The organism is Streptomyces sp. NPDC005393 (assembly GCF_040606675.1).
Lineage (GTDB): Bacteria > Actinomycetota > Actinomycetes > Streptomycetales > Streptomycetaceae > Streptomyces.
The window spans coordinates 1-26,268 of the sequence record NZ_JBEXFG010000049.1 but is presented as its reverse complement, the minus strand read 5'-3'; the positions used below and the strand labels follow the sequence as shown (position 1 = coordinate 26,268).

At 71.0% G+C, this 26,268-nt stretch carries 23 protein-coding genes; 12 read left to right on the top strand and 11 right to left on the bottom strand.

Annotation, left to right across the window (positions count from 1 at the left end; all coding sequences use genetic code 11):
• Positions 1-599 precede the first annotated feature (599 nt).
• The 7 genes from ABZS71_RS29465 (at position 600) to ABZS71_RS29435 (ending at position 9,406) form a co-directional block, all read left to right on the top strand.
• Complete coding sequence (locus ABZS71_RS29465; protein ID WP_355853543.1) at positions 600-1,442, top strand: nitrilase-related carbon-nitrogen hydrolase; 843 nt, start codon at positions 600-602, stop codon at positions 1,440-1,442.
• Positions 1,439-2,749 (top strand): aspartate aminotransferase family protein, encoded by a 1,311-nt coding sequence (locus ABZS71_RS29460; protein ID WP_356214948.1) that lies wholly within the window; start codon positions 1,439-1,441, stop codon positions 2,747-2,749. Before ABZS71_RS29465 ends, ABZS71_RS29460 begins: the two co-directional genes overlap by 4 nt.
• Positions 2,746-4,149, top strand: coding sequence for a dihydropyrimidinase (hydA, locus tag ABZS71_RS29455; RefSeq protein WP_355853603.1), 1,404 nt, complete (start codon positions 2,746-2,748; stop codon positions 4,147-4,149). The genes ABZS71_RS29460 and hydA overlap by 4 nt, the downstream gene beginning before the upstream one ends.
• Positions 4,150-4,163: 14 nt before the next feature.
• A complete protein-coding gene (locus tag ABZS71_RS29450; protein WP_356214946.1) occupies positions 4,164-5,165 on the top strand; it encodes a TIGR03842 family LLM class F420-dependent oxidoreductase in 1,002 nt (333 codons plus the stop codon).
• Positions 5,166-5,340: 175 nt separating this feature from the next.
• Entirely contained in the window at positions 5,341-6,957 is a 1,617-nt protein-coding gene (locus ABZS71_RS29445) for an NCS1 family nucleobase:cation symporter-1 (protein WP_356214944.1), read from the top strand.
• A 164-nt stretch (positions 6,958-7,121) separates the two neighbouring features.
• On the top strand, positions 7,122-7,949 hold the full coding sequence (locus ABZS71_RS29440; protein ID WP_356214942.1) for an inositol monophosphatase family protein: 828 nt from the start codon (positions 7,122-7,124) through the stop codon (positions 7,947-7,949).
• Between the two features lie 44 nt (positions 7,950-7,993).
• Positions 7,994-9,406: an NAD(P)/FAD-dependent oxidoreductase gene (locus ABZS71_RS29435; protein ID WP_355853606.1), complete on the top strand. Its 1,413-nt coding sequence runs from the start codon at positions 7,994-7,996 to the stop codon at positions 9,404-9,406.
• Between the two features lie 173 nt (positions 9,407-9,579).
• Here ABZS71_RS29435 and hemC read toward each other — a convergent pair whose 3' ends face one another.
• Both hemC and ABZS71_RS29425 read right to left on the bottom strand, forming a co-directional pair.
• Entirely contained in the window at positions 9,580-10,545 is a 966-nt protein-coding gene (hemC, locus tag ABZS71_RS29430) for a hydroxymethylbilane synthase (protein WP_355853558.1), read from the bottom strand.
• 93 nt (positions 10,546-10,638) lie between these two features.
• A complete protein-coding gene (locus tag ABZS71_RS29425; protein WP_355853561.1) occupies positions 10,639-11,040 on the bottom strand; it encodes a CU044_2847 family protein in 402 nt (133 codons plus the stop codon).
• A 641-nt stretch (positions 11,041-11,681) separates the two neighbouring features.
• Here ABZS71_RS29425 and ABZS71_RS29420 point away from each other — a divergent pair.
• On the top strand, positions 11,682-13,157 hold the full coding sequence (locus ABZS71_RS29420) for a DNA-3-methyladenine glycosylase 2 family protein (RefSeq protein ID WP_356214940.1): 1,476 nt from the start codon (positions 11,682-11,684) through the stop codon (positions 13,155-13,157).
• Between the two features lie 20 nt (positions 13,158-13,177).
• Positions 13,178-13,705, top strand: a complete 528-nt coding sequence (locus tag ABZS71_RS29415) for a methylated-DNA--[protein]-cysteine S-methyltransferase (protein WP_356214938.1) — start codon at positions 13,178-13,180, stop codon at positions 13,703-13,705.
• 1 nt (position 13,706) lies between these two features.
• On the opposite strand, the gene ABZS71_RS29410 is transcribed toward ABZS71_RS29415, so the two are convergent.
• Positions 13,707-14,453, bottom strand: coding sequence for a Sir2 family NAD-dependent protein deacetylase (locus ABZS71_RS29410; protein WP_355853570.1), 747 nt, complete (start codon positions 14,451-14,453; stop codon positions 13,707-13,709).
• Between the two features lie 119 nt (positions 14,454-14,572).
• Here ABZS71_RS29410 and ABZS71_RS29405 point away from each other — a divergent pair, with 119 nt between their 5' ends.
• Positions 14,573-14,803, top strand: coding sequence for a hypothetical protein (locus tag ABZS71_RS29405; protein WP_356214936.1), 231 nt, complete (start codon positions 14,573-14,575; stop codon positions 14,801-14,803).
• Positions 14,804-14,880: 77 nt separating this feature from the next.
• Here the strand turns inward: ABZS71_RS29405 and ABZS71_RS29400 are convergent, their stop codons facing one another.
• The gene (locus ABZS71_RS29400; RefSeq protein WP_356214934.1) at positions 14,881-15,957 is read right to left on the bottom strand and encodes an ADP-ribosylglycohydrolase family protein; all 1,077 of its coding nucleotides are present in this window, start codon (positions 15,955-15,957) and stop codon (positions 14,881-14,883) included.
• A gap of 186 nt (positions 15,958-16,143) precedes the next feature.
• Between ABZS71_RS29400 and ABZS71_RS29395 the strand changes: the two genes are divergently transcribed.
• Both ABZS71_RS29395 and ABZS71_RS29390 read left to right on the top strand, forming a co-directional pair.
• Complete coding sequence (locus ABZS71_RS29395; RefSeq protein ID WP_356214967.1) at positions 16,144-17,277, top strand: glycerate kinase; 1,134 nt, start codon at positions 16,144-16,146, stop codon at positions 17,275-17,277.
• Positions 17,264-17,488, top strand: coding sequence for a hypothetical protein (locus ABZS71_RS29390; RefSeq protein WP_356214965.1), 225 nt, complete (start codon positions 17,264-17,266; stop codon positions 17,486-17,488). Before ABZS71_RS29395 ends, ABZS71_RS29390 begins: the two co-directional genes overlap by 14 nt.
• A 98-nt stretch (positions 17,489-17,586) precedes the next feature.
• On the opposite strand, the gene pssA is transcribed toward ABZS71_RS29390, so the two are convergent.
• The 7 genes from pssA to ccrA all read right to left on the bottom strand — a co-directional run bounded on the left by pssA (position 17,587) and on the right by ccrA (position 25,297).
• Positions 17,587-18,447, bottom strand: coding sequence for a CDP-diacylglycerol--serine O-phosphatidyltransferase (pssA, locus tag ABZS71_RS29385; RefSeq protein WP_356214932.1), 861 nt, complete (start codon positions 18,445-18,447; stop codon positions 17,587-17,589).
• Positions 18,434-19,081 (bottom strand): phosphatidylserine decarboxylase, encoded by a 648-nt coding sequence (locus tag ABZS71_RS29380; RefSeq protein ID WP_355853582.1) that lies wholly within the window; start codon positions 19,079-19,081, stop codon positions 18,434-18,436. Before ABZS71_RS29380 ends, pssA begins: the two co-directional genes overlap by 14 nt.
• A 170-nt stretch (positions 19,082-19,251) precedes the next feature.
• Positions 19,252-20,460, bottom strand: a complete 1,209-nt coding sequence (locus ABZS71_RS29375; RefSeq protein WP_356214929.1) for an acyl-CoA dehydrogenase family protein — start codon at positions 20,458-20,460, stop codon at positions 19,252-19,254.
• 1 nt (position 20,461) lies between these two features.
• Entirely contained in the window at positions 20,462-20,968 is a 507-nt protein-coding gene (locus ABZS71_RS29370; RefSeq protein ID WP_355853615.1) for a MaoC family dehydratase, read from the bottom strand.
• Positions 20,969-20,973: 5 nt separating this feature from the next.
• The gene (locus ABZS71_RS29365) at positions 20,974-21,945 is read right to left on the bottom strand and encodes a CoA ester lyase (protein ID WP_356214927.1); all 972 of its coding nucleotides are present in this window, start codon (positions 21,943-21,945) and stop codon (positions 20,974-20,976) included.
• On the bottom strand, positions 21,942-23,960 hold the full coding sequence (locus ABZS71_RS29360) for a protein meaA (protein WP_356214925.1): 2,019 nt from the start codon (positions 23,958-23,960) through the stop codon (positions 21,942-21,944). Before ABZS71_RS29360 ends, ABZS71_RS29365 begins: the two co-directional genes overlap by 4 nt.
• On the bottom strand, positions 23,960-25,297 hold the full coding sequence (gene ccrA / locus ABZS71_RS29355) for a crotonyl-CoA carboxylase/reductase (protein ID WP_356214923.1): 1,338 nt from the start codon (positions 25,295-25,297) through the stop codon (positions 23,960-23,962). Before ccrA ends, ABZS71_RS29360 begins: the two co-directional genes overlap by 1 nt.
• Between the last annotated feature and the right edge of the window lie 971 nt (positions 25,298-26,268).

Genomic DNA, 26,268 nt, shown 5'->3' with positions numbered 1-26,268 from the left:
GATGCCCGCGCTCGCTCACCGGGGCACGCCCCAGCGGCGCTCAGACCACGTCCGCCCCAGCGAACCGGTGGCCGGCGACGGCGCGGTGAGGCCCCTGCCCGCCTCATGCTCCCATCGCCGAAGGCGTGACACGATGCCCGCGCTCGCTCACCGGGGCACGCCCCAGCGGCGCTCAGACCACGTCCGCCCCAGCGAACCGGTGGCCGGCGACGGCGCGGTGAGGCCCCTACCCGCCTCATGCTCCCATCGCCGAAGGCGCGACACGATGCCCGCGCTCGCTCACCGGGGCACGCCCCAGCGGCGCACAGACCACGCCCGCCAACCAGGCCGCTGGACGGCGACGGCACCGCAGCGCGCGAGACAAAACCCGCACTCACCCACCGGGTCATCCACCCGGCACACCCCAACCGCACCCCGGTCGTCCACACCTCCGCGGCCTGAGAAAACAGGAAACGTGATCGTCTTCGTTGAGTAACGGCGGCGGTATTGCCAGAGTGGTCAGTGCGCTTCTACGTTTTCACCACGGCTGGATTCTACGTGCGTAGACACAGGTTGACGACGGGGCACGCCCCCGGAGCACTACTGTGAAGGAGCTGATCATGGCCAACGTCGTACGAGCCGCCCTCGTCCAGGCCACCTGGACCGGCGACACCGAATCGATGATCGCTAAGCATGAGGAGCACGCCCGGCAGGCGGCCGCCCAGGGCGCCAAGGTGATCGGCTTCCAGGAGGTGTTCAACGCCCCGTACTTCTGCCAAGTGCAGGAGGCGGAGCACTACCGGTGGGCGGAGCCGGTGCCGGATGGGCCGACGGTGCAGCGGATGCAGGCGCTGGCCCGGGAGACCGGGATGGTGATCGTGGTGCCGGTCTACGAGGTCGAGCAGTCCGGCTTCTACTACAACACCGCCGCCGTGATCGACGCGGACGGCAGCTATCTGGGCAAGTACCGCAAGCACCACATCCCCCAGGTCAAGGGGTTCTGGGAGAAGTACTACTTCAAGCCGGGCAACATGGGCTGGCCGGTGTTCGACACCGCCGTCGGCAAGGTCGGCGTCTATATCTGCTACGACCGTCACTTCCCGGAGGGCTGGCGCGAGCTGGGGCTGGCCGGCGCGCACCTGGTCTACAACCCCTCGGCCACCTCCCGTGGTCTGTCCGCGTATCTGTGGCAGCTGGAACAGCCGGCGGCGGCGGTCGCCAATGAGTACTTCATTGCCGCGATCAACCGTGTGGGCGTGGAGGAGTACGGCGACAACGACTTCTACGGCACCAGCTACTTCGTCGACCCGCGGGGCCAGTTCGTCGGCGAGGTCGCCAGTGACAAGAAGGAGGAGCTGATCGTCCGCGACCTCGACTTCGGTCTGATCGACGAGGTGCGCCAGCAGTGGGCCTTCTACCGCGACCGACGCCCCGACGCCTACGAGGGGCTGGTGAAGCCGTGACCAGCGAGCAGCTCCACGAGCGCCACCAGGCCGTCCTCCCGGACTGGCTCGCCCTGTACTACCAGCGCCCCATCGAGATCACGCATGGCGAGGGACGTCACGTCTGGGACGCCGACGGCAATCGCTATCTCGACTTCTTCGGCGGCATCCTCACCACCATGACCGCCCATGCCCTCCCCGAGGTCACCAAGGCGATCAGCGAGCAGGCGGGGCGCATCCTGCACAGCTCCACGCTCTATCTCGACCGGCCGATGGTCGACCTGGCCGAGCGCGTCGCCGTCCTGTCCGGCATCCCGGACGCGCGGGTCTTCTTCACCACCTCCGGCACCGAGGCCAATGACACGGCCCTGCTGCTCGCCACCACGTACCGCCGCTCCAACCAGATCCTGGCGATGCGCAACAGCTACCACGGGCGGTCCTTCTCGGCCGTCGGCATCACCGGGAACCGCTCCTGGTCGCCGACGAGTCTGTCCCCGCTGCAGACGCTGTACGTGCACGGCGGGGTGCGCGTCCGCGGCCCGTTCGCCGATCTCACCGACGCCGAGTTCATCGGCGCGTGCGTGGCCGACCTCGAGGACGTCCTCGGCCAGGCGCACGGCAATGTCGCGGCGCTGATCGCCGAGCCGATCCAGGGCGTCGGCGGCTTCACCTCCCCGCCCGACGGGCTGTTCGCCGCCTTCCGCGAGGTGCTCGACCGGCACGGCATTCTGTGGATCACCGACGAGGTGCAGACAGGCTGGGGCCGTACCGGCGACCACTTCTGGGGCTGGCAGGCCCATGACGGCTCCGGGCCGCCCGACATCCTCACCTTCGCCAAGGGCATCGGCAACGGCATGTCGATCGGCGGTGTCGTCGCCCGCGCGGACGTCATGAACTGCCTGGGCGCCAACTCCATCTCCACCTTCGGCGGCAGCCCCATCACCATGGCCGCCGGGCTCGCCAACCTCACCCACCTGGTCGAACACGACCTCCAGGGCAACGCACGCCGCGTCGGCGGGCTGCTCATCGAGCGGCTGCGCGCCGCGTCCGCCGGTCTGGACGCCGTGCGCGAGGTACGCGGCCGGGGGCTGATGATCGGCATCGAGCTGGTCGAGCCGGGCACCGACCAGGCGTCCCCCGAGGCCGCGTCCGCCGTGCTGGAGGCCGCCCGCGAAGGCGGGTTGCTGATCGGCAAGGGCGGCGGCCACAACAGCAGCGTGCTGCGCATCGCCCCGCCGCTGAGCCTCACCGTCGCCGAGGCGGAGGAGGGAGCGGAGATCCTCGAAGCCGCCCTGAAGGCCACCCAGTCCGGAAGGAGCGCGGGCTGATGCCCCGTACCGTGATCCGCGGCGGGCTCGTCATCACCGCCGCCGAAGAGACCCACGCCGATGTCCTCATCGAGGACGGCAAGGTCGCCGCCCTCGCCGCGTCCGACAGCGACTGCGCCCGTGGCTGGAGCGCCGACCGTACGATCGACGCGGCCGGGAGGTACGTCATCCCGGGCGGGGTTGATCCGCACACCCATATGGAGATGCCGTTCGGCGGCACCTTCGCCGCCGACACCTTCGAGACCGGCACCCGGGCGGCGGCCTGGGGCGGGACGACCACCATCGTGGACTTCGCGATCCAGACGGTGGGCCATGCCCTGCGCGAGGGTCTTGACGCCTGGCATCTCAAGGCGGCCGGCAACTGCGCGATCGACTACGCCTTCCATATGATCCTCTCCGACGTCAACGAGAGCTCCCTGAAAGAGATGGATCTCCTCGTGGACGACGGCGTGACGTCGTTCAAGCTGTTCATGGCCTATCCAGGGGTTTTTTACAGCGACGACGGCCAGATCCTGCGCGCCATGCAGCGCGGCGCCGCCAACGGCGGGCTGATCATGATGCACGCCGAGAACGGCATCGCCATCGACGTCCTGGTCGAACAGGCCCTCGCCGAGGGCAGGACCGACCCCCGCTACCACGGCGAGGTCCGCAAGGCGCTGCTGGAGGCCGAGGCGACCCACCGCGCCATCCAGCTCTCCCGGGTGGCCGGAGCCCCGCTGTACGTCGTCCATGTATCGGCCGAGGAGGCCGTCGCGGAGCTGACCCAGGCCCGTGACAAGGGGTTGCCCGTCTTCGGCGAGACCTGTCCGCAGTATCTCTTCCTGTCCACGGACAACCTCGCCGAGCCGGATTTCGAGGGCGCCAAGTACGTCTGCTCCACACCGCTGCGCCCGCGTGAGCACCAGGCGGCGCTGTGGCGGGGGCTGCGCACCAACGACCTCCAGGTCGTCTCCACCGACCACTGTCCGTTCTGCTTCACCGGGCAGAAGGAGCTTGGCCGTGGCGACTTCTCCAAGATCCCCAACGGGATGCCGGGCGTGGAGAACCGGATGGACCTCCTCCATCAGGCCGTCGTGGAGGGCCGTATCTCCCGCCGCCGCTGGATCGAGATCGCCTGCGCGACCCCGGCCCGGATGTTCGGCCTGTACCCGAAGAAGGGCACCATCGCCCCGGGCGCCGACGCCGACATCGTCATCTACGATCCGCGGGCCGAGCAGACCATCTCCGCCGAGACCCACCATATGAACGTCGACTACTCGGCGTACGAGGGCAAGCAGATCACCGGGCAGGTCGAGACCGTGCTGTCGCGCGGCGTCACCGTCATTGACCAGCGGCAGTACACGGGGCGTGCGGGGCACGGCCGGTACGTCCCGCGCGACACCTGTCAGTACCTCACCTGAGCCTGGGAGCGAGCATGGACTTCGGACTCGTCCTGCAGACCGATCCACCCGCGTCGGGCGTCGTCGAGCTGATGCGCCGCGCCGAGAACAGCGGCTTCGACTACGGCTGGACCTTCGACTCCGTCGTGCTGTGGCAGGAGCCGTTCGTCATCCACAGCCGCATCCTTGAGCACACCGAACGGCTGATCGTCGGCCCGATGGTCACCAACCCGGGCACCCGAACCTGGGAGGTGACCGCCTCCACCTTCGCCACCCTCAACGACATGTACGGCAACCGGACCATCTGCGGCATCGGCCGCGGCGACTCCGCGATGCGGGTGGCGGGCCGTCAGCCCAACACCCTCGCCCGGCTCGGCGAGGCCATCGAGACCATCCGCGATCTGGCGGAGGGGCGGGAGGCGGTCGTCGACGGCAATCCGGTACGCATCCCCTGGATCAAGAACGGCCGGCTGCCCGTCTGGATGGCGGCGTACGGACCCAAGGCGCTCGCGCTGACCGGGCAGAAGGCCGACGGCTTCATTCTGCAGCTCGCGGACCCCTTTCTGACGGAGTGGATGGTCAAGGCGGTACGGACGGCCGCCGCCGAGGCCGGGCGCGATCCGGACGCGGTCACCATCTGCGTCGCCGCGCCCGCGTATGTGGGCGACGACCTCGACCACGCCCGTGAGCAGTGCCGCTGGTTCGGCGGGATGGTCGGCAACCACGTCGCCGATCTGGTCTCCCGCTACGGCGAGCACTCCGGCGCCGTCCCCGAGTCCCTGACCGCGTACATCAACGAGCGGGACGGCTACGACTACAGCCACCACGGCCGGACCGGAAACCCCGACACCGCCTTCGTACCCGACGAGATCGTGGACCGCTTCTGTCTGCTCGGCCCGGCCGAGGCGCATATCGAGAAGCTGGAGCGGCTGCGCGCGCTGGGCGTCGACCAGTTCGCCGTCTACGCGATGCACGACGCCAAGGAGTCCACCATCGACGCGTACGGCGAGCGGATCATCCCCGCGCTCGCCGGCTGAGCCGGCCCGACGCCGGACCACGACGATCACGGCATCCGGCGCCGGACCGGACCCGTGGGCCCGCCCGCGCCGGGTGCCGTGCTCCCGACCCTTCCCGCCCCCCCCGGCACTGTTGCGGCGGCACGCCCCGCACCCGCACGGACTTCCCATCCCCCGTGAAACGAATGGCCTGCTCATGACCCACCCCGTGCCCTCCAGACCGTCCCCCGACAGCAGCCTGCCCCCGGCGCAGCTCACCCGCCCCGACGGCCGGGTCGAGCTCCCAGCGGGCCCGGCGCCGGCCGACCACCGCTTCAGCAACGCCGATCTGCGCCCGGTGCCGGTGGCCGAACGCCGCTGGACCACCTACAACTTCACCGCGCTGTGGATCGGCATGGCCCACAACATCCCCTCCTGGACCCTCGCCTCCGGCCTCGTCGCGCTCGGCATGGACTGGAAACAGGCCGTCTTCACCATCGCCCTCGCCAACCTCATCGTGCTGCTGCCGATGCTGCTCACCGGCCACGCCGGACCCAAGTACGGCATCCCCTTTCCCGTGCTGGCCCGCGCCTCCTTCGGGCTGCGCGGGGCCAACCTCCCCGCGCTGATCCGCGCGGCCGTGGCCTGCGCCTGGTTCGGCATCCAGACCTGGATCGGCGGCCAGGGCATCTACATCCTGCTGGGCAAGGTCTTCGGCGGCAGCTGGGAGAAGGCCGGGGAGGTCGGCGGCTACCCCTGGACCCTGTGGCTGTGCTTCCTCGTCTTCTGGGTCCTCGAACTGGCCATCATCTACCGGGGCATGGAGACCCTGCGGCGGTTCGAGAACTGGGCGGCGCCCTTCGTTCTCGTCGGCGCCGTCGTGCTGCTGGTCTGGATATCCATCAAGGCGGGCGGCTTCGGCTCGCTGCTCGATCAGCCCTCCAAGCTCGGCTGGGGCAGTGACTTCTGGCCGGTCTTCTTCCCCTCCCTCATGGGCATGATCGGTTTCTGGGCCACCCTTTCGCTGAACATCCCCGACTTCACCCGCTTCGGCGCGGGCCAGCGGGCCCAGGTGTGGGGCCAGACGCTGGGCCTGCCCACCACCATGACCGCCTTCGCGCTGCTCTCCGTCTTCGTCACCTCCGGCTCGGAGGCCGTCTACGGCGAGCCGGTCTGGGATCCGGTGGCGCTCGCGGGGAAGACCGACAATGTCTTCGGCCTGCTCTTCGCGCTGGTCACGGTGCTGATCGCGACCGTCTCGGTCAATATCGCGGCCAATGTGGTCTCGCCCGCGTACGACCTTGCCAATCTCGCACCGAAATTCATCAACTTCCGTACCGGGGCGCTGATCACCGGCATCGTCGGCGTGGTGATCTTCCCCTGGAAGCTCACCTCCACCCCCGAGCTGTACATCTTCACCTGGCTCGGCGTCGTCGGCGGACTGCTCGGCACGGTCGCGGGCGTGCTGATCGCTGACTACTGGATCATCCGCCGTACCGTGCTCGACCTCGCCGACCTCTACCGGCCGGGCGGCCGCTACTGGTACGCCTCCGGCTGGAACTGGCGGGCGGTCGCCGCCTTCGCGGTCGGCGGTGTGCTCGCGGTGGGCGGCTCGTACTCCCGGCCCGGCAAGGGCCCCTTCCCGGAGGACGGGCTGATCCCCTTCCTCCAGCCGCTGGCCGACTACGGCTGGGCGGTCGGGCTCGGGGCGTCCCTCGTCCTCTACACGGCGCTGATGCTGCCCGGGGCCGGGCGGCGCCGAGTCGGGGATAACCGACAGGACCCCCGGCCGCCCGGGCCACCCCAGGGCGCGGAGCGCGTGCCGGGACCCTGACCGTGGCGGCCCGTACGGCGTACGGGCCGCCACGGTCAGGGCGGCCAGGGCGGCGGACACGGCGCGGTGCGGTCGCCCCCGCCCCTTGAGGGGGTTCACGTCGATGACACCGTCCGGCCGTCGCCAGGTCACCGGCTGTCGGAGAGACATGGTTCGATGAACGCATGATCGATCAATTTTTCGCCGGTGATCTCTCCGAGGTGGAGGAGGCGGTCCGCAAGGCGGCCGCAGATGAGATCATGCCGCGCTTCCGGCAGCTCGCCAGCCACGAGATCGTTGAGAAGAAGGGCCCGCACGACCTGGTGACCACCGCCGACCGGCGGGCCGAGGAGCATCTGGCCGCCTCGCTCACCGCCCTGCTGCCCGGCTCGGCCGTGGTGGGCGAGGAGGGGGTGCACGCCGATCCGTCCGACCTGGCCCACCTCGGCGGCGACGCACCCGTATGGATCGTCGACCCGGTCGACGGCACCCGGCAGTTCGTCCACGGCAATCCGGGCTTCTCCACGCTCGTCACCCTCGCGCACCGCGGTGAGCTGCTCGCCTCCTGGACCTTCGCCCCGGCGCTCGACTTGATGGCCATCGCCCGCCGCGGCCAGGGCGCGCTGCTGAACGGCGAGCCGATCCGCGCCGGCTCCCCGGCCCCCGGCAAGGTCCTCGAAGTTGCCGTCTCCCACTTCGACTTCACCACCGACAGGGAGAAGCGCGCCCTGTCCGGGCTGCGGACGACGGGGGTTGTGCCGCGACCCTGCGGCTCGGCCGGTCTCGAATATCTCCATGTGGCCCGCGGGGAGCTCGACGCGATTGCCTTCACCTGGGAGAACGCCTGGGACCACGCCGCCGGGCTGCTGCTGGTCGCGGAGGCGGGCGGTGCGAACGCGACGCTCAGCGGCGAGCCGTTCCGGATCGCCGGAGGTAACGCGCTTCCTTTCACAGCGGCGCGGGACGAGGAGACCGTTCGGCATATCCTGGGCCTGCTGGCCGCCGCCGGCTGATCGTTCCACTGATCCTCAAGGATGAGGAGGCCGACGTGCCGTCCATGCTCGACGCGGTTGTGGTGGGTGCCGGGCCGAATGGGCTGACCGCGGCCGTCGAACTCGCCCGCCGCGGCTGCTCGGTGGAGATCTTCGAGGCCGCCGACACGATCGGCGGCGGCGCGCGCACCGAGGAGCTGACGCTCCCCGGATTCCGGCACGACCCCTGCTCCGCCGTGCACCCGCTCGCCGTCGGCTCCCCGGCCTTCGACCGGATGCCGCTGGCCCGGCACGGCCTGGAGTGGCTCCACCCCGAGCTGCCGCTGGCCCACCCCTTCCCGGACGGCACGGCCGCGGTGCTCGCCCGCTCGGTCGGCGAGACGGCGATGTCGCTCGGGCCGCGCGACGCCGGTACGTACCGGCGGCTCATCGCCCCGTACCTGGGGAAGTGGGCCACCTTCGCGCCGGATGTGCTGCGCACCCAGTGGGACGGCGTGCCGCGCGACCCGGTCACCTGGGTCCGTTTCGGACTGCACGCCCTCCAGCCGGTCACGCTGCTCGCCGGCCGGCTGCGCTTCCGTGACGAGAAGGCGCGCGCCCTGTTCGCCGGGCTCGCCGGGCACGCCATCGCGCCCCCGAGCGGCCTGGCCACCAGCGGCCCCGCCCTGATCTTCGCGCTCGCGGCGCATGAGGTCGGCTGGCCGATTCCGCGCGGCGGCTCCCAGTCGATCGTGGACGCGCTCGGCTCGTATCTGCGGGAGCAGGGCGGGACGATCCACGTCGGCACGGAGGTCAAGCGGCTCGATGAGCTGCCGCCCGCGCGGGCGTATGTCTTCGACACCTCACCGCATGCGCTCGCCCGTATCGCCGGGCTCGGCAACGCGTACCGCCACTACCGGTACGGGGCCGGCACCTTCAAAATCGACTACGCGATGTCCGGCCCGGTGCCGTGGACCGCGCCGGCCGCCCGGCAGGCGGGCACCGTCCATATCGGCCCGACCTCGGGCGAGATCGCCGCGGCGCTGCGGGCCGCGGTTGAGGGCCGCGACCCGTCCCGCCCCTTCCTGATCACCTCCCAGCCGACCCTGCTCGACCCGTCCCGCGCCCCGGAGGGCAAGCACACCTTCTGGGCCTACGGTCATGTGCCCCGCGGCTGGAAGGGCGACGCCACGGACGTCATCGAGCGGCAGATCGAGCGCTTCGCGCCCGGCTTCCGCGATCTGGTGCTCGCCCGCGCGGTGGCCGGACCGCCCGAGCTCGCCGCGCGCAACGCCAACTATGTCGACGGCGACATCGCCTGCGGTGCCTTCGAGGGCATCCAGGCCGTCATACGGCCCAAGCTCGCCCGCGTCCCGTACGCGACGGCCCATCCGGCGGTCTTCCTGTGCTCCTCGGCCACCCCGCCGGGGCCGGGCGTCCACGGGATGTCGGGGCACCATGCGGCGCGGGCGGTGTGGCGGCGGCTGCGGGGGCGGTAGTGGCGGCGGGGACGGTGCGCCCGGTCTGGCTTCGCCGGCCCTTGGCGGCCTGGCCTTGAGGGTGTGACCGCCACCCCCGAGGCGCCCGACATCCTCTCTCCGGAGTCCGCGGCGGACCCGTACCCGCTCTGCCGGCGCATGCGGGCGGACTTTCCGCTGATCCACCTACGTCCCTAGTGCGGGATGGTGTCGATCACCTCGCGGGCGCCCTGGCGCAGCAGCGCCACCGCCACCGACGTACCGAGTGTGGCCGGGTCCAGCGGGCCCGCCCACTCGTGTGCGTCCAGCACCGTCTTCCCGTCCGGGCTGAAGACCCGGGCGCGGAGCGAGAGCCGGCCGTCGCGCTCGGCCTTGGCGTAGCCCGCGATGGGGGAGTTGCAGTGCCCCTGCAGGACGTGCAGCAGCATCCGCTCCGCGGAGATCTCCTTCCAGGTGTCGGCGTCGCCGAGCCCGGAGACCGCCTCGATGGTCGCGGTGTCGTCCTCACGGCACTGCAGCCCGAGCACCCCCGCTCCGATCGGCGGGCACATCGAGTCGACGGGAAGGATCTCGCTGATCCGGTCCGTACGCCCGATCCGCTCGAGCCCGGAGACGGCGAGCAGCAGCGCGTCGGCCTCGCCCGCGTCCAGCTTCTCCAGCCGGCGGTTGGCGTTGCCGCGCATCGGCACGCAGTGCACATGCGGGTGTGAGATGGCGAGTTGGGCGATGCGCCGGACCGAGGAGGTGCCGATCCGGGACCCCTCCGGCATCTGATCGAGGGTCAGCCCCTCGGGATGGATCACGGCGTCGCGGATGTCGTCCCGCTTGAGGTATGCGGCGAAGACCGTGCCCGCGGGCAGCGGCCGGTCGGCGGGCACGTCCTTGATGCAGTGCACGGCCAGATCGGCCTCGCCCGCCAGCAGCGCGGCGTCCACCTCCTTGGTGAACGCCCCCTTGCCGCCGAGCGCCGACAGATCGCCCATCCAGCGGTCACCCGACGTCGTGACCGGCACGACCTCCGTACGGATCCCCGGACGCAGCGCGGCGAGCTCGGTACGGACCCGCTCGACCTGTGCCAGGGCCATGGGGGAGGAGCGGGAGACGATGCGGATCAGTTCTGCGGAGCCGGAACCGGAGCCGGAGGCGGAGGCGGAAGACATGCCGTACACCATAGGGCGTCCCGGGGACACCCCGAGCCGCGCCCCGGGGGCGTGTGCCGTAGCTCTCACCCGGCCGGCTGGTGACGGGGGCGGTCAGGCCGTACGCGGACCCGACAGCTGCCAGGTGGCCGAAATGGTCAGGCTCGCCTGGCCGTTGGCCCCGACGATCCCGAGCTTGAGGTCCTGGCCGACCTGCACCCCGAACTGCACCTGGATCTCATCGGGCGGATTCGCGGCGGCGGACACCGCGTCGTGCACCTCCTGCAACAGCGGCCCCAATGGCCGCAATACGGCCCGCAACCCCTCGGCGGCCAGCACCGCCGCGCTCCTCGGCGCCCGCGACACCGGCGTCACACCCCCGATCCCCCCGGGCAGCCCCGGGCCCGTTCCGCCCTCGCCCGTGCCGTTCGCGGGGGCGGTGGCGGTGGCCACGGGGGCCAGCTCCAGACGTACGGGGGTGCCATCGGGAAGCGGGAACTCGGCGTAGTCCGTCACGTCCCCATGATGCCGATCGCCGGGCCGCCGGTCTCCCTGTTTGCCCCAACATCCCCTGCGAGGTGGGGGGCCGGGGTGGGGCCGGGGGGGGGAACGGTGCGTGGTGTTGTTGTCCGAGTGGCCACGCGCGGGCGTCATCTCGCGCCTTCGGCGCCTCGGAGCATCGGCGCCGGGTGGGGGCGGGCCCGGCGCCGATGCCGACTGCGGGCTCACGCACCTGAGCGCCGTTTGGCGGGACCGGCCCTGCGTGTCTGATGTGCGGCGCCGTCGCCGGGCCCCGGTGCCCCCCAAAAAAACACTTGATCTGGCGCAACTATCTGGTCAAGCGTTTTAACGGGAGGTAGCCCGGCGGACGGCGACGCGGCCCGGGCGGGCACCCCCGCTCCTGCACAAGGCGCCGCAGACAAGCACCCATGATCAGCCCCGCTGGGTCGCGCGCCGGACACGGTCCCGTCGGTCGGCGACGGCGCCGGGCCCGCCCCCACCCCCGCCGCAGCTCAAAGGCGCCGAAGGCGCGAGACGGCGCCGCACCCCGATGCAGGGGCGCCCCCACCCGCAGGGGCCGCGCCCAGTCGCCCCGCTCGAACGTCGATGTCGGATTCCCGCGAGATCTGCCCCGTCCACTGTCGGATGCTTGAGCCATGTACACCGACACCGACCGGTGCCTACGGGCCGCTCAGGCGAAGGACGCCCGCTTCGACGGATGGTTCTTCATCGCCGTCGTGACAACTGGGATCTACTGCCGTCCGAGCTGCCCGGTCGTGGGGCCCAAGCCCGAGAACATGCGGTTCTATCCGAGTGCGGCGGCCGCGCAGCAGGCGGGGTTCCGGGCCTGCAAGCGGTGCCGGCCCGACGCCAGCCCCGGCTCCCCGCAGTGGAATGAGCGGGCCGATCTCGTGGCGCGGGCGATGCGGCTGATCGCCGACGGGGTGGTGGACCGGGACGGGGTGCCGGGGCTGGCGGCCCGGCTGGGGTACAGCACCCGGCAGATCGAGCGGCAGCTGCTCGCCGAGCTCGGCGCGGGCCCGCTCGCGCTCGCGCGGGCGCAGCGGGCGCAGACCGCGCGGCTGCTGATCGAGACGAGCGGGCTGCCGATGGGGGACATCGCCTTCGCGGCGGGGTTCGCCAGCATCCGCGCGTTCAACGAGACCGTACGGGAGGTCTTCGCGCTCTCGCCGACCGAGCTGCGGCAGCGGGCCCGGGGAGGTCCACAGACCAGTGTGCCGGGGGCGCTGACGCTGCGGCTGCCCTTCCGGGCGCCGCTGTGCCCGGACAACCTCTTCGGGCATCTGGCCGCCACCGCGGTCCCGGGTGTCGAGGAGTGGCGCGACGGGGCCTACCGGCGGACGCTGCGGCTGCCGTACGGGCCCGGGGTCGTCGCGTTGAGCCCGCGCCCCGACCACATCGCCTGTCAGCTCTCCCTCGCCGATCTGCGCGATCTGGCCGGGGCGATCAGCCGGTGCCGGCGGCTGCTGGACCTCGACGCGGACCCGGCCGCCGTGGACGATCTGCTGCGTACGGACCTCCGACTGGCCCCACTGGTGGACAAGGCGCCGGGGCGGCGGGTGCCGCGCACGGTGGACGCCGAGGAGTTCGCGGTGCGCGCCGTGCTCGGGCAGCAGGTGTCCACGGCGGCGGCCCGTACCCTCGCGAAGCGCCTGGTGACCGCGCACGGCGAGCCGGTGGAGGACCCGGCGGGCGGACTGACCCACCTCTTCCCGTCCGTCCGGGCCCTGGCCGGTCTGGACCCCGAAGCGCTGGCCATGCCGCGCACCCGCCGCACCACCCTCACCGGACTGGTCGACGCGCTCGCCGAGGGCCGGGTCGCACTCGGCGTCGGCAGCGACTGGGAGGACGCCCGCGCGAGCCTGACCGCGCTGCCGGGGCTCGGGCCGTGGACCGTCGAGCTGATCGCGATGCGCGCGCTCGGCGACCCGGACGCCTTCATACCGACCGACCTCGGAGTGCGGCGGGCCGCCGCCGAGCTGGACCTGCCCGCCACGCCCGGGGCCCTCACCCGCCACTCCGCCCGCTGGCGGCCCTGGCGCGCGTACGCCGTCCAATACCTTTGGGCGACCGACGGCGCGCACGCCATCAACCGCCTGCCGGCGGCCTGACCCACCAGGAGACTCCGCCCATGAACCGCCTTCACACCGTCGTCGACAGCCCGGTCGGCCCGCTCACCCTCGTGGCCACCGACGGCGCCCTGAGCGGCCTGTACATGACCGACCAGCGCCACCGCCCGCCCCAGGAGACCTTCGGCACCCCCGGCGCCCCCGACGAGGCGCCCTTCGCCGAGACCATCCGCCAGCTCGACTCCTACTTCGCGGGCGAGCTGACCGACTTCGACGTGCCGCTCCAGCTGACCGGCACACCCTTCCAGCGCCGCGTCTGGGCCGAGCTGCGCCGCATCCCGTACGGCGAGACGCTCTCGTACGGCCGGCTGGCCGACCGGATCGGACAGCCCACCGCCTCCCGCGCCGTCGGCCTGGCCAACGGCAAGAACCCGGTCGGCATCATCGTCCCCTGCCACCGCGTCGTCGGCTCGACCGGCAGCCTCACCGGCTACGGCGGCGGCCTCGGCCGCAAGCGGCAACTGCTCGACTTCGAGAGCCGCGACGCGGCGCTCCTCGGGCTCGCCGAATTCTGGACCGCCGGACGGTGACTCAGCCGCCCGCCGCGATCCGGTCCAGCAGCGCCGGCAGCGCCGTGCCGATGGACTCGCGGACGACCTCGTCCGCGAGCTCGTCGTACGGCGTCGGCTCGGCGTTGACGATGATCAGGCGGGCGCCGTGCTCGGCAGCCATCCCGGCGAGGGAGGCCGCGGGCTGGACCTGGAGGCTGGTGCCGACCGCGATGAAGATCTCGCACGCCTGCGCCACGGCGACCGCCTCGGTCAGCACCTCGGAGTCGAGGCTCTCCCCGAACATCACCGTCGCCGACTTCAGGATCCCGCCGCACTCCCGGCACGCCGGATCCGGGTCGCCCGCCGCGACCCGCTCCAGCGCCTCCTCCATGCCGGAGCGCACATGGCATTGGGTGCACTGGACGGCCCGTGCCGTGCCGTGGAGCTCGAGCACCTTGCGGGCGGGCAGCCCGGCGAGCTGGTGGAGCCCGTCGACGTTCTGGGTGATCACGCGGACCGGGACGCCGGAGCGCTCCAGTCGGGCCACGGCCTCGTGCGCGCCGTTGGGCCGGGCGCGCAGGGCCTTGCTGTCCCGCCGCATCCGCCATGAGCGGCGGCGGATCTCCGGGTCGGTCATGTAGTAGTCGTACGTCACGAGCTTCTCGGCCTCGGGATCCCGCCGCCACAGGCCCTGCGGACCGCGGTAGTCGGGGATCCCGGAATCCGTGGAGATGCCCGCCCCGCTCAGGATCGCCACCAGGGGCCGGTGGGTCGTCTCGCTGCTCATGCGGCGAGCGTACGCACAGGGCGTGGACGGCGGCGAACGCGTTTATCCTGGCCTTCCCCGAGCGGCGGTACGCTCCCGGCGGCGGCCCGGCCGAGTACCGCACCGCCCGAAAGGAGGGCGTGCGCGACTTCACCATCTGGGCCGACCCGCACCGCGGGCAGATGTTCGCGCAGGTCATGACCAAGTCGGCGGCCAAGGGCGGGCCCGCCACCTACGAGGTGCTGGGCGCCGCCGGTGAGCCGCTCGGTGACAAAATCCGTCTGCCGGCAGTGGCCCCGGTGGAGGTTCCCCCTCGCGGTGGGTTGCCGTCACTGAACGAAATAGTCAGGGTGCGGATTCCCAGGATGTGACGCCGCCCGGCCTCGCCGTGGGGCGTGACGGCTCGGCGCGGTTCGTACGGTACGTCGCGCGCGGCTGTCGCGCGCGGCTAAGGACCTGCCGCCACCGCCAGCCGGTGCGTACGCGCCGCCAGGTCGCTGATGCTCGCGCCGTCGAAGCCGAAGACGGCGCTGCGCACCCGGTCCTCCAGGGGGTCGGTCCACTGCGGCGGGATGGCCGCGGCCCCGCACAGGACGCCCGCGACGGATCCGGCCGTCGCGCCGTTGGAGTCCGTGTCGAGGCCGCCGCGTACGGTCAGTGCGATGGTCGAGGTGAAGTCGCCCGCGCCGTAGAGGAGCCCGGCCGTGAGGACGGCGGCGTTGGGGACGACATGGATCCACGGCAGTCGGGTCGTCTCCCGTTCCGTCTGGTCGAGCGCGTCCGCCCAGTCCACCCCGGCCTCGTGCAGGGAGGCGACGCGGCGCACCGTACGGGCGAGGCGGCAGCGCGGCGGGATCCGCTCCAGGGCCGTCTCGATGGCATCGCGCGGGCCGTCCGCCGTGAACGCGGCGGCGATCAGCGCGGCCGCCCACATCGCCCCGTACACGCCGTTGCCGGTGTGCGAGAGGACGGCGTCGCGGCGGGCCATCGCGGCGGCCCGGCGCGGATCGCCCGGGTTGACCCAGCCGTGGATGTCGGCGCGGATCAGGGCGCCGATCCACTCCTGGTACGGATTGTCGAGGGTCGCGCTGAGCGGCGGCTTCACCCCGGTCGCGAGATTGCGGTACGCGGCCCGCTCGGCGGTGAAGGTCTGCAGATACGGCAGGCGCAGCAGCCACACCTCGCCGACCTGCTCGGTGGTGAAGTCGAAGCCGTGCGTCTCCAGGAGATGCAGCCCGAGGATGGAGTAGTCCACATCGTCGTCGCGGCAGCTGCCGTGGATCCGGCCGCGGGTGCACTCCTGCCACTCGGGGCGCAGATCGAACTCCACCGGGTCCGGCGGCGGCTCCAGCACCGGGAGGTAGTCGGTCAGCGGCAGGGCGTCGGCGCGGCGCAGATAGCGGTCGATGCGGTCGCGGGTCCAGTGTTCGCCGCGCTCCACGGGTTTGCCGAGCATGTTCCCGGCGATACGGCCGAGCCAGCCGCCGTGGATCCGGTCCGCGAGTGCGCTCGCGCTGAGCCCCATGCGTCAGGTGTACCGGAGTCGGCGCGGCGGCGCTCGGGAAAGCGGTAGTGGGCAAGGGCGCATACGCCGGATAGGGTCACAGCGGCGCGACTGCCTGTTCGAAAGCAAGGGGTTACCACGGTGACGAACACGGGGAAGGCAGAGCCGAGGACATGGGCGGAGGGCCAGGCGAGGCCGCCGGTCCGCGTGCTCATCGCCGCGGACAAGTTCAAGGGCTCACTCACGGCCGCACAGGTCGCCGAGCGGGTGACGGCCGGGCTGCGACGGGGCGCCCCCGACGGTGGCGCCCGGCTGTGCATCGAGGCGCTGCCCGTGGCCGACGGCGGTGACGGCACGGTGGACGCGGCGGTCGCGGCCGGGTTCGAACGGCGCGAGGTACGGGTCACCGGGCCGCTGGGCGCCCCGGTGACGGCGGCGTACGCGCTGCGCGAGTCCACGGCCGTGGTGGAGATGGCCGAGGCGTCCGGGCTGCGCCATCTGCCGGACGGGGTGTTCGCACCGCTCACCGCGACCACGTACGGCAGCGGCGAGCTGCTGCGCGCGGCGCTCGACGCGGGCGCCCGCACGATCGTCTTCGGCGTCGGCGGCAGCGCCACGACCGACGGCGGGGCGGGCATGCTCAGCGCACTCGGCGCGCGCCTCCTGCGGGCCGACGGCACGCCCGTGGCCCCGGGCGGCGGACCGCTGCGCGACCTGGCCACGGCGGATCTGTCCGGCCTCGACCCCCGGCTCGCGGACACCGGGATCGTCCTGGCAAGCGACGTCGACAACCCGCTCACCGGCCCCAAGGGCGCGGCGGCGGTCTACGGCCCGCAGAAGGGGGCGAACGAGGACGACGTCGAGGCCCTGGACGCCGCCCTCGCCCACTACGTACGCGTCCTGGAGCGCGCGGTGGGCTCCAGGGCCGCCGAACACGCCCTCGCGCCCGGCGCGGGCGCGGCGGGCGGCATCGGCTTCGGCGCCCTCATCGGCCTCGGCGCGGCCTTCCGCCCCGGCATCGACGTCATGCTCGACGTCCTCGGCTTCGCCGCCGCGCTGGAGGGCGCGGACCTGGTGATCACGGGCGAGGGCTCCCTGGACGAACAGACCCTCCACGGCAAGGCCCCGGCGGGCGTGGCGGCGGCCGCCCGAGCGCGCGGGATCGAGGTGGTGGCGGTCTGCGGCCGCCTCGCCCTCTCCCCGTCGGCCCTGGGCAACGCGGGCATCCGCCGTGCGTATCCGTTGACGGACCTGGAGCCGGACGCGGCGCGCTGCATCGCCGAGGCCGGGCCGTTGCTGGAACGCGCCGCCGAGCGGTTGGCGGCGGATTTCCTGGCCTGACGTCGGGGTGGCCGAGGCTGCAGAGGGCCTCTCCCCGCGCGCCTATCTCGCCCGCCTCGCCAACACCCTGCTGACCCCCGCCGAGCGCGCCGAGCAGGCCCGTGCCGCGCTGCGGCAGTGGAACGGCTACGGCCCCGGCAAGCCGGATGAGGCCGATCTGGATGCCGAGCTGGACCGGCGCCTGGTTGAGGCGGCCGCCCGGCGACCGTGAGCGGTACCCCGGAGCCGTAAGCCAGAAAACGCCGTGGGGCCCGAGCGGGAAGCTCGGGCCCCACGGCGTTTCGTCCGGGGACAGGCGGCCGAAGGCCGCTACGGCAGGTGCGCCGCCCTCGCCTCGCGGCGGTTGTCACGGAAGGCGTTGACCCGGCGGGCGGTGGCGAAGAGGGGGATCACCGCGGCCAGGACGACCTGCAGGGCGCAGGCCGACTGGAGCAGCAGCTCGCCGCCGGGGGCCTCGAAGGCCCAGGCCGCCAGGAGGGCCATGCTGGTCACGATCCAGCCGAGCATGGCCACCGCGAGCCGGCCGCGCGGCTTGGGGTACTCCACGCGGCTCACCATCAGCCACGCCACGCCGATGATCGCGAGCAGCGTCGGCACGAAGGGCAGACCCAGCAGGACGACCGAGACGACGGTCAGCGCACCGAAGGGGCTCGGCATGCCCTGGAAGACGCCGTCACGGAGTGTGACGCAGGAGAATCTGGCGAGTCGCAGCACCACCGCGAGCAGCACCACGATGGCGGCCACCGCCGACACCCGCTGATACGCGTCGTCGGCGACCATGCCCCACACGAGCACGAAGTACGCCGGGGCGAGCCCGAAGCTGATCAGGTCGGAGAGGTTGTCCAGCTCCGCGCCCATCGCCGAGCTGCGCAGCTTCCGCGCGACGAGCCCGTCGAAGAGGTCGAAGACGGACGCGAGCAGCATCAGCATGACGGCCGAGGCGGCGCTGTGCCGCGTCATGCCGCCGTCCTCGCTGCCCGTGAGGTGCGGGATGAGGACGCCGGTGGTGGTGAAGTACACCGCCAGGAAGCCACAGGTGGCGTTACCGAGGGTGAGCGTGTCGGCTATCGACAGTCGCGTCGACAGCGGCATGTCGTCCGCCTCGTCGACGGCGTCCACCTCGGCCTCGGGGACCCAGGCGGCCTGTGTATCGGGATCAATCACGGTCAAGGCGAGTCACCCCCGCGGTGGTGGCCTGGCCGACCTCGACCGCGACATCGACACCCTCGGGGAGGTAGATGTCGACGCGCGAACCGAAGCGGATGAGACCGATCCGCTCACCCTGTTCGACCTTCGTGCCCTGCGGCACATAGGGCACGATACGCCGGGCGACGGCGCCGGCGATCTGAACCATCTCGATGTCGCCGAGCTCGGTGTCGAAGTGCCAGACGACCCGCTCGTTGTTCTCGCTCTCCTTGTTGAACGCGGGAACGAAGCCGCCCGGGATGTGCTCGACCGAGGTCACCGTGCCGGCCAGCGGGGCGCGGTTGACGTGGACATTGAGCGGGCTCATGAAGATGGCGACGCGGGTGCGCCCGTCCTTCCACGGCATGATGCTCTGCACCACACCGTCGGCCGGGGAGATGACACGGCCCTGAGTGATTTCTCTCTCGGGGTCGCGGAAGAACCACAGCATGCCCGCCGCGAGCGCGGCGGCGGGCACGGCGACCGCCGCCCAGCGTCCGGAGCGGCGGGCGCGAGTAAGGCTGACCGCCGCGGTGGCAACGGTCGGGAGGAGCCACGGCGACGCTCCGCGCGCGAGGCGGACGCGGCCGCGTTGTGCAGAGGAATGGCTGTGGGGCATGGATGACCTTCGTAGCGGAGGATGCCGCGACGCGAGACTTGGGGACGGCGGCTTTCCCGGATGGTATCGGTTGCGAGCGGTAACTGGGCAAGCGCCAGGGCCTGTCGGTGGCCGAAGACCCTTGGCGCGGTGTGACCTTCTTCTCTCGGATACCACCCCAAAAGGGACGTTCAGCCTTGGGTTCGGTATTCCTCCAGGAGCCGTCGTCCAATAATCATTTTCTGGATCTCAGCGGTGCCTTCGCCGATGAGAAGCATCGGTGCCTCGCGGTAGAGGCGCTCGATCTCGTATTCCTTGGAGAACCCGTACCCGCCATGGATACGGAAGGCGTCCTCCACGACCTCCTTGCAGTACTCGGACGCCAGGTACTTCGCCATTCCCGCCTCGAGGTCGTTGCGCGCGCCCGAGTCCTTCTTACGGGCCGCATTGACCATCATCGCATGGGCCGCCTCGACCTTTGTTCCCATTTCGGCCAGTTTGAACTGGATGGCCTGGTGCTGGGCGATCGGCTTCCCGAAGGTATGCCGCTGCTGTGCGTAGTCAACGCCCAGCTCGAAAGCGCGACGCGCCACGCCACACCCGCGGGCGGCCACATTGACCCGGCCGACCTCCACTCCGTCCATCATTTGGTAAAAACCGCGATTGGTGGAACCGCCGAGTACGCGATCTGCCGGAATGCGCAGTCCGTCCATGATGAGCTCGGTGGTGTCGACTCCCTTGTAGCCCATCTTGTCGATCTTGCCGGGGATGGTCAGTCCGGGCCGGACCTCGCCGAAGCCCGGCTCCTTCTCGAGCAGGAAGGTGGTCATCGACTTGTGCGGGGCGGCGCCCTCCTGCCCCTCATCCGCGTCGGTCCGGCACAGGACCGCGACCAGCGTCGATGTGCCGCCGTTGGTCAGCCACATCTTCTGCCCGTTCAGGACGTACTCATCGCCGTCCCGCACCGCCTTGCTGGTGATCGCGGACACATCCGAGCCAAGCGCCGGTTCCGACATCGAGAAGGCGCCCCGGATCTCGCCCAGCGCCATCTTGGGCAGGAAGTAGTCCTTCTGCTCCCGCGTCCCGTGCTGCTTCAGCATGTACGCCACGATGAAGTGCGTGTTGATGATGCCCGACACGCTCATCCAGCCGCGGGCGATCTCCTCCACGCACAGTGCGTAAGTGAGCAGTGACTCACCCAGACCGCCGTATTCCTCCGGGATCATCAGCCCGAAGACGCCGAGCTCCTTCAGCCCCTCGACGATCGCGGTCGGATATTCATCGCGATGTTCCAGCTCGGTCGCGACCGGCAGGATCTCCTTGTCGACAAAATCCCTGACCGTCGACAGGATCTCCCGCTGGATGTCGGTCAGTCCCTCGGTCTGCGCGAGGCGGCTCATATCAGTGCTCTCCCAGCTCCGGGCGGCCCGGCTGCTCGCCGCCGCGCTCCTTGATGTACGTCGCCGTCGGCACCATCACCTTGCGCCGGAAGACACAGACCAGGGTGCCGTCCTGCTTGTAGCCCTTGGTCTCCACATACACGATGCCCCGGTCCGATTTGGACTTCGACGGCGTCTTGTCCAGGACCTTCGTCTCGCCGTAGATCGTGTCGCCGTGGAAGGTCGGCGCGACGTGCTTCAGCGACTCGACCTCCAGGTTGGCGATGGCCTTTCCGGAGACATCCGGCACCGACATGCCCAGCAGGAGGGAGTAGATGTAGTTCCCGACCACCACGTTCTTGCCGAAATCGGTCGTCTTCTCGGCGTAGTTGCTGTCCATGTGCAGCGGGTGATGGTTCATGGTGAGCAGACAGAAGAGGTGGTCGTCGTATTCGGTGACCGTCTTCCCCGGCCAGTGCCGATAGACGTCGCCCACCGTGAACTCTTCGTAGGTACGGCCGAACTGCATCGTTCTCACGCCTCCGGAGCCTGGAAGGAAGAGGTGCGGACCATCCCGGCCGCGCGGCCCTTGCCCGCGATGACCAGCGCCATCTTGCGGCTGGCCTCGTCGATCATCTCGTCGCCGAGCATCGCCGAGCCCTTCTTGCCGCCCGCCTCCGAGGTGCAGTAGTCGTACGCGTCCAGAATCAGCTCGGCGTGGTCGTAGTCCTCCTGCGAGGGGGAGAAGACCTCATTGGCGGCCTCCACCTGGCCCGGGTGCAGCACCCACTTGCCGTCGAAGCCGAGCGCCGCGGCCCGCCCGGCCACCTCGCGGTAGCCGTCCACGTTCTTGATCTGCAGATACGGGCCGTCGATCGCCTGGAGGTCATGGGTGCGGGCGGCCATCAGGATCCGCATCAGGATGTAGTGGTAGGCGTCGGCCGGGTAGCCGGGCGGCTGCTCGCCGACGACCAGCGACTTCATGTTGATGGACGCCATGAAGTCGGCCGGGCCGAAGATGATGGTCTCCAGCCGCGGCGAGGCGGCGGCGATCTCGTCGACGTTCACCAGGCCCTTGGCGTTCTCGATCTGCGCCTCGATGCCGATCCGCCCGACCTCGAAGCCCATGGTCTTCTCGATCTGGGTGAGCAGCAGGTCGAGCGCGATGATCTGCTGTGCGTCCTGCACCTTCGGCAGCATGATGCAGTCGAGGTTCGGGCCCGCGCCCTCGACGACCGTGATGACGTCCCGGTACGTCCAGTGGGTGGTCCAGTCATTGACCCGCACCACCCGGGTCTTACCGGTCCAGTCGCCCTCGTTCAGCGCCTTGACGATGGTGTGCCGGGCGTCCTCCTTGGCCAGTGGCGCGCATGCGTCCTCCAGGTCCAGGAAGACCTGGTCGGCCGGGAGCCCCTGGGCCTTCTCCAGAAAGCGCGGATTGGATCCGGGGACGGCCAGGCACGAGCGGCGGGGGCGCAGGCGGTCGGCGCGGTCGGGGGCGGTCATGCGGGAACCTCCAGAGGGGGGAGCGTGTTCGCGGTACGGATCTCATCGACGATACGGCCGATGATCTCGGTGATACCGAAGTCCTTGGGGGTGAAAACGGCGGCGACACCCGCCGCGCGCAGTGCGGCGGCGTCCGCGGCCGGGATGATGCCGCCGACGATGACGGGCATGTCCTGGGCGCCCGCGGCGCGCAGCCGCTCCAGGACGTCGGGCACCAGCTCGGCATGCGAACCGGAGAGGATGGACAGGCCGACGCAGTGCACATCCTCGGCGACCGCCGCCGAGACGATCTGCTCCGGGGTGAGCCTGATCCCCTGGTAGACCACCTCGAAGCCGGCGTCCCTGGCCCGTACGGCGATCTGCTCGGCGCCGTTGCTGTGCCCGTCCAGACCCGGCTTGCCGACCAGCAGCCGCAGCCTGCCGCCGCCCAGCTCGACCGCGGTCTTGTCGACCTTCTCGCGGACGGAGGCGAGCAGCGTGCCCGCCTCCGCGGCGACGGCCACCGGCGCGCCGCCGACCCCGGTGGGGGCGCGGAACTCGCCGAAGACATCGCGCAGCGCCCAGGTCCACTCGCCCGTCGTCACGCCCGCGCGGGCGCAGTCGAGGGTCGCGGCCATCATGTTCTCGGTCCCCGCGGCGGCCTTGCGGAGCGCGGTCAGGGCCTCCTGGGCCGGGCCCTCCTCGCGCCGCTCGCGCCAGGCGTGGAGGGCCGAGACCACCCGCGCCTCGTTCGCCGGGTCCACCGTCATGATCGCGGTGTCGAGATCGGCGGTGAGCGGATTCGGCTCGGTGGACTCGTAGCAGTTGACGCCGACGATCTTCTCCTGACCGGCCTCGATCCGCGCCCTGCGCTCGGCGTGCGAGGACACCAGCTGCGCCTTGAGATAGCCGGACTCGACGGCGGCCATGGCCCCGCCCATCTCCTGGATCCGCTCGATCTCGGCCTCGGTCTCCTCGACCAGCGCGGCGACCTTGGCCTCGATCACATGCGAGCCCTCGAAGATGTCGTCGTACTCCAGCAGATCGCTCTCATGGGCGAGGACCTGCTGGATACGGAGCGACCACTGCTGGTCCCAGGGGCGCGGCAGACCGAGCGCCTCGTTCCAGGCCGGGAGCTGGACGGCTCGGGCGCGGGCGTCCTTGGAGAGGGTCACGGCCAGCATCTCCAGGACGATGCGCTGGACGTTGTTCTCCGGCTGGGCCTCGGTCAGCCCGAGCGAGTTGACCTGGACGCCGTAGCGGAAGCGGCGCTGCTTGGGGTTCTCGATGCCGTAGCGCTCCCGGGTGATGCGGTCCCAGATGTGGCCGAAGGCGCGCATCTTGCACATCTCCTCGATGAACCGGACCCCCGCGTTCACGAAGAAGGAGATCCGGGCCACCACATCGCCCTTGCGGTCCTCGGGGACCTGGCCGGACGCGAACACCGCGTCCAGCACGGCGATCGCCGTCGACATGGCGTACGCGATCTCCTGCACCGGAGTGGCCCCGGCCTCCTGCAGGTGGTAGCTGCAGATGTTGATCGGGTTCCACTTGGGGATGTGGTGGACCGTGTACGCGATCATGTCGGTGGTCAGCCGCAGACTCGGCCCCGGCGGGAAGACATGCGTCCCGCGCGAGAGGTACTCCTTGACGATGTCGTTCTGCGTCGTCCCCTGGAGCTTGCCGATGTCGGCGCCGTGCTCCTCCGCGACGACCTGATAGAGCGCCAGGAGCCACATCGCCGTCGCGTTGATGGTCATGGACGTGTTCATCTGCTCCAGCGGGATGTCCTGGAACAGCCGTCGCATATCACCCAGGTGCGAGACCGGGACCCCGACCCGGCCCACCTCACCGCGCGCGAGGATGTGGTCCGGGTCGTAGCCGGTCTGCGTCGGGAGATCGAAGGCGACCGAGAGCCCGGTCTGGCCCTTGGCCAGATTGCGCCGGTACAGCTCGTTGGACGCCTCGGCTGTGGAGTGCCCGGCGTAGGTCCGCATCAGCCACGGGCGGTCCTTCGGGTTGGGTTCGCCACTCATCAGGCATCCCGGAAGCGGTTGATGGCGTCGATGTGCTGGTCGCGCATCGCCTGGTCGCGCACGCCCATGCCCTCCTCGGGGGCCAGGCACAGCACGCCGACCTTGCCCTGGTGCAGGTTGCGGTGCACGTCGTACGCGGCCTGGCCGGTCTCGCCGAGACGGTAGGTCTTGGAGAGGGTGGGGTGGATCTTGCCCTTGGCGATGAGCCGGTTGGCCTCCCACGCCTCGCGGTAGTTGGCGAAGTGCGAGCCGACGATCCGCTTCAGCGACATCCACAGATAGCGGTTGTCGTACTCGTGGTTGTAGCCGGAGGTGGACGCGCAGGTGACGATCGTGCCGCCCTTACGGGTGACGTACACGCTCGCGCCGAAGGTCTCCCGGCCCGGGTGCTCGAAGACGATGTCCACGTCCTCGCCGCCGGTCAGCTCGCGGATCCGCTTGCCGAGCCGCTTCCACTCGCGCGGGTCCTGGGTGTGCTCGTCCTTCCAGAACTTGTAGTCCTCGGCGGTGCGGTCGATGATCGCCTCGGCACCCATCCTGCGGCAGATCTCGGCCTTCTGCGGCGAGGAGACGACGCAGATGGGGTTCGCTCCGCCCGCGAGCGCGAACTGCGTGGCGTAACTGCCGAGTCCACCGCTCGCGCCCCAGATCAGGACGTTGTCGCCCTGCTTCATCCCGGCGCCGTTACGGGAGACCAGCTGCCGGTACGCGGTGGAGTTGACCAGACCGGGCGCGGCCGCCTCCTCCCAGCTCAGATGCTTGGGCTTGGGCATCAGCTGGTTCGTCTTGACCAGGGCGATCTCGGCGAGCCCGCCGAAGTTGGTCTCGAAGCCCCAGATGCGCTGCTCGGGGTCGAGCATGGTGTCGTTGTGGCCGTCGGCGCTCTCCAGCTCCACCGACAGACAGTGCGCGACGACCTCGGCGCCCGGCTTCCAGGCGTTGACGCCCGGTCCGGTGCGCAGCACGACGCCCGCGAGGTCGGAGCCGATGATGTGGTACGGCAGGTCGTGCCGCTTGGTCAGGGGGGAGAGCCTGCCGTACCGCTCCAGGAAGCTGAAGGTCGACACCGGCTCGAAGATGGAGGTCCACACCGAGTTGTAGTTGACCGAGCTGGCCATCACGGCGACCAGGGCCTCACCGGGGCCCAGTTCGGGCACCGGCACCTCGTCCACGTGCAGCGACTTGCGGGGGTCCTTCTCCCGGGTGGTGAGGCCCGCGAACATCTCGGCCTCGTCCTTGCGCACGGTCACCGCGCGGTACGACTCGGGGATGCGCAGTGCCGCGAAGTCCTCGGGTGCTGTGTCCGACGCCAGGATCGCGTCAAGTATCTCGTTCATCGGTGCCTCCGGCGAAGCGTCTGTCTGGGGACGCTTGAGGGAACGCTGGGCTCGTGACGGGTGTTGCTGCGGTGCCGTCGGTTCGGCGGAGATGGTGCTCGATGCGGCGCGGGTAGCGCCGGGTGCCTGGTGACGCAGGCGGTGCCGGGCGCGCAAAGCGGCTCTTTGCGGGGACAGCCGACGCGCGATGGTGACCAACGCGCCGGCCGCCCGGACACCTTCACGGTATGGCACGCTGTGCCACCCCGCAAGACACTGGGTGCCAACAAATTCTCTCAGTTGTCATCTCGGCTGCACGCATGAGCGATAACGGCCGCCCCAGGAGGGGCGGCCGGCGCGGTGTGTGTTCGATGGTGTGCGGATGGGTCCTTATGTGTTCTTCTCCAGCGAGAGCGCGAAAGCGAGATGTGTTCTTCTCCAGCGAGAGCGCGAAGATATGCGCCCGCGCGGTGCCCGACGGCGATGGCGCGGTCAGCGTGATCGCCGACAGCTCCTTGGCCGGGCCCAGCGCCACCACCTGGTGGAAGATCGCGGCCTTGGTGCCGGGCTCGGGGCGCGGGTCGTGGGCGCCGGCCCCCGGACCCCCGCCGGAGCCTCGCCCCGGACCCGTTCGGGGGCTGCGCCCCCGGCCCGCCGGGTGGCTGTACGGCTCGGTGCTGCAGCCCCGGGCCGGGCCCGGGCCCTCGTCGGCCCCTGGGCTGGCGCTGCGCCGCCGGACGGGCCCCGCCTGGCTGGGCCTTCGCGCCTGGCCAGGGCTGGATTATCCGGCGTGGGCCGGAAATCCAGCCCGTCCGGCGCTTGAGGACCGAGGCCCGGGGGCGGGGGCTCGGCGGGGCTTGGCGGCGCGCCCCCGGCGGGGTCTGGGGTGCGGCCGTGACGGCGCCGACGACTTCCTCGGCGACAGCGACCAGACCCGCGAGATCATTCAGCGCATGGGCGGCGCACAGGGGCTCAACGACGCCTTCCTGGCC